3 protein-coding genes and 1 pseudogene are annotated in these 3779 nt (G+C 39.5%); 1 reads left to right on the forward strand and 3 read right to left on the reverse strand.

From position 1 onward, the window contains the following. Positions 1-44 precede the first annotated feature (44 nt). The 3 genes from V6942_RS23305 to stbA all read right to left on the reverse strand — a co-directional run bounded on the left by V6942_RS23305 (position 45) and on the right by stbA (position 2952). Positions 45-2288: an AAA family ATPase gene (locus V6942_RS23305; RefSeq protein ID WP_333501876.1), complete on the reverse strand. Its 2244-nt coding sequence runs from the start codon at positions 2286-2288 to the stop codon at positions 45-47. A 77-nt stretch (positions 2289-2365) separates the two neighbouring features. Further along, positions 2366-2557 (reverse strand): hypothetical protein, encoded by a 192-nt coding sequence (locus tag V6942_RS23310; RefSeq protein WP_000861580.1) that lies wholly within the window; start codon positions 2555-2557, stop codon positions 2366-2368. A gap of 8 nt (positions 2558-2565) precedes the next feature. Further along, positions 2566-2952 (reverse strand): plasmid stabilization protein StbA, encoded by a 387-nt coding sequence (gene stbA / locus V6942_RS23315; protein ID WP_001039463.1) that lies wholly within the window; start codon positions 2950-2952, stop codon positions 2566-2568. Positions 2953-3497: 545 nt separating this feature from the next. On the opposite strand from stbA, the pseudogene V6942_RS23320 reads away from it, so the two are divergent. Further along, positions 3498-3779 (forward strand): annotated as a pseudogene (locus V6942_RS23320) (hypothetical protein); the annotation flags it as partial.

Consider the following 3779-nt stretch of genomic DNA (forward strand, 5'->3'; position numbering starts at 1 on the left):
AGATACGTGATCTGATCCTTCAACTCAGCAAAAGTTCGATTTATTCAACAAAGCCCATACAGGATGCCAGAAGTTCTCGTTATAGCGGTGTATAACCAGCGGAAGTAATCTTTAGTTAAGGCTTTTTGGTGTGTTTGACACTGTAAGAAAACAGTTTTCCATTCGCTACCCTGTGCTTTGTGTCCAGTAATGGAATAACCAAACTTAAGTTTAAAAGCATTGAAATAAGGATCTTGCAATAATGCAATTCTAAGCTTTTGTTCATTACCTTTACGTCTCAGTTCTGGGTGTCGATTTAAAAAGTGAACATAGAGTGCTTTGTGCTCATCTGACGATAAGGTCGGCTGATCATTGTAAAGTAGGTTTTCTACAATTTTGGCTTCAAAGAAGAATGGTTCACCGTAGTCGTTGCGAAAGCCTAGAATCACATCCCTAAAACTCAGATTTACTTTTCGCTTAACCATGTCACCAGTGTCACCTTTGACGCTAATGTCAACACTAATCAACTCAGAATGAGGAGATAGTACTTCCTTGATCATTCCAAATTCACCATTGGTAATACAAGCGTCTGCTCGATAGTGATTTGCTACCGAAATGACTTTATCTCCCGCGACCATTTGCTGTTGACCAGTAAAGAAGTACTCTCTAACCAAACGGTTATACTCAGCTACTTGTCGGTTTGAAGAAGCAATAATAATACTTTCTCCTGTACGGCTAACTTTTCTATCACATGAGTCTAGATAAGTGCTAAGTAGATTTTCCGAGGACAAATTAAATACATCATGATCATTAACTTCAAATTTCAGTTTATTGAAAAGATTTTGCTCTAAACCGTCACGCAACATGGCAGCATTGATCAAAACACCACTATCACCTTTTTGACGAACAACTTCAGTCAAGTACCCTGAAGCCACAGCGACTTGATAATTTTCTTTAAGGTAACTGGCATCTAGCGCTGGTGACGTATTCATTCCAACAGGTGGCAACTGTGCATTATCACCAATAAAAATAACTTTCTTATTATGATCGTTGTGGTCAATATTTATGTACTTGAGCAAGTCTTTTAATAAATATCCGCTCCCAAAACGAAAAAACTCACCATCGGAATATCTGTCAGAAACCATTGACGCTTCATCAATTATATAAACAGCTTCGGCAGTATCTACATTGACTTTAAGGTCAGCATAGCAACGATAAGTTTCAGACCCTTCCACACCGTCAACTTTGTACTCTTTCACGTTGTCGTAATTGTATATCACGCGGTGAATAGTGCTGGCAGGTTGCATTGTTTTGTCTGATATCACTTTCGCGGCTTTCCCCGTCGGGGCCATAATAGCGAATTCACGACCAATTCTTTCTAGGTACTGAGTAATTCCTTTAGTTATAAATGTTTTACCTGTACCTGCATAACCATTAAGTAAAAATACGTTTTGTTTGGTATCGGTTAGAAACTCATTTATTTGCTTAACTATTTGGTTTTGACCTTTAGTTAAACTTACTCCTTCAAAGCAATCAAATATATCAATATTTCGGCGCGTCACTTCCATATCAAGATCAAAGCTTGAAGCTGATGAAATACTAGCTTGTTTAAACTCTTCACGCGTCCTGTAATCAAAGAAGGCTTGTTGTGAAGCGACTAGATCTTTTTGTTTTTGTTCAAGTTCAATCTGTAATAGTGCTTGCTCTTTTTTTACATTGGAAAGTGTGTCGTTTTTTTCGTCTAGTTGAGCTATTAGCTCACTCGTCTGTTGTTGATATTTATCACTATTATCAGCAAGCTGGGTCTTTAATTCAGCCTCTCGTTTATTGAGTTCTTGACGTTGCCGTTCTAACTCTGCTTCTAAGCGAGATGTATGATCGATAGGTTTTACCGGATCAACAAACTCTGGCGGAGTGATAGGCTTATTGAGAATAGCTTGAGCATACCAACGGGCGACTAAATAAGCTTCTTTGATTAACCAGAGTGTTTCATTGAGGGAAATCTCGTCTGAACCATTGCTAGAGTGGGCGGCTTTGTTACCTTTATGTCGCAATACATCTAATTTGGCCCAGATTCCCTTATCACTGACAACGTCCTTGAATTCGTAGCTGCGCAGTCGATTATATAAATCATCACGAACAGGTGGGGTTAGCGATAAACGTGAATAAATTTCCCCAACGACTACTTCAGTAAAACACCTAAGTTTCACTAGTGCTACCTGCTTATCATCATGGCAATACAGCTCGGCACTTTTACCAAATTGAGCGAGTTCAGGGCTGATGTCTGTTAGAAAATTAAAATTACTCATAACTCTTCATTAATTCCTCCAGATTAAACTATTGTGTCACTTAACTTCGCTAAAACACTACCAGTAAGTTGGAGTCATTACCCCTCAATCAAACGTGAGAAGTCGTCACCTTTAAAACTGGTCACATTTTCAATACCCAGATCGGAAGCAGACTGGTTGATAGTCTCTACCGCATAGAACTTTGCACCAGTCAGGCGCGGAGCTAACAGGTAAGATGAAATTAAGGTTTTACGAACACTGCCACTGTAATTAATTACCGCTACTTTCATAAATCACCTCAGAATTTTTTGTTGAACTTCTTAGGGTCGAAATTCTCACCGATTTTATTGAAGAATTCTTTATCAATAATGCCGGGACTCTCTGCTTTTTCACTTTCCTGCGCTTCAGGCTCAGACGGTTGTGTATTGTGCAATACACTTTCCGCTGCACCCTTCGCGCTACTCTTATCATGTGTATTGTGCAATACATTTTTTCGGTTTTGCCGCGTTCTATACAGTGCCATCTCAAGCCCTTTGGCTGTTACCGAAAAGCTGTATTCGCTGTCGAGGATTTCAGCAATTTCATGCCGCGTTAGCCCTCTGTCCAGCCAGTTCTCGATTTCATTTAGGCGCAATCTGACAGCAGCCGATAAGTTGCGGGGTTTCAGATCTGCTGGTTTATTCATAACCCCCTCCGTTGTATGAAAATGACTCTACAACACTCGTAAGAAGGGGTCAATCGAGTTTTGTAGTTTATCTGTAGTATTCTTGTAGTCTATTTGTAGTCTGTCACGTTTTTTGTAGTTTCTTTGTAGTTTTATTGTAGTCTATTTGTAGTCTTCCAACACTAAGGCAAAACGTTTTTTGTAGTTTATCTGTAGTTTATCTGTAGTTTTTGGTTGCTCAGATGGTCATGCAAGCATGACCATCAAAGAATAGGACGCTTTTTAGCCAAATGACCCTTAACCTACGGAGATCGCCCTACCAAAAAAAGATGATTTTTTATCCCTTAACCTGCTATACACCTAACGCAGCGTGATAAATCACGCTATCACACTGATTTAAAAGCAAAAAAACAAAATTTAGCCATGCTGCGGTATTACCCAGGTATTACAAATCCAATCTAACTTACTGATTTAAAGAATTTTTTATTTATTACTTTGGTATTACTATGATTTCACCGTATTAGACACCCTTTTTTCGTTTAAAAAATGCACAAAGTGAGGACTGAATGCCAACAATAACCGCAAAAGTATCAGATGAACTTTTGGCCTATATAGACCTGGTTTCAGGTGGTAATCGGTCAGAGTATCTGCGGCGCTGCCTTGAAGCTGGCCCAGGTGATCTGGAGTCCGGGTTGAAAATAGTTACCAACCAGCTGAGCGACGTAAATCGCAAACTGGATTACCTTTTTGACCGTGCTTCAGATGCGGATTTTGGCTCACTGCGCGATGAGCTGGGTAATGACTCCAACTTACTGATAGTGTTTTATGTTCAGATAATGCCCGATGAC

The organism is Kluyvera genomosp. 2 (genome assembly GCF_036759865.1).
Taxonomy (GTDB): Bacteria; Pseudomonadota; Gammaproteobacteria; order Enterobacterales; family Enterobacteriaceae; genus Kluyvera; species Kluyvera ascorbata_B.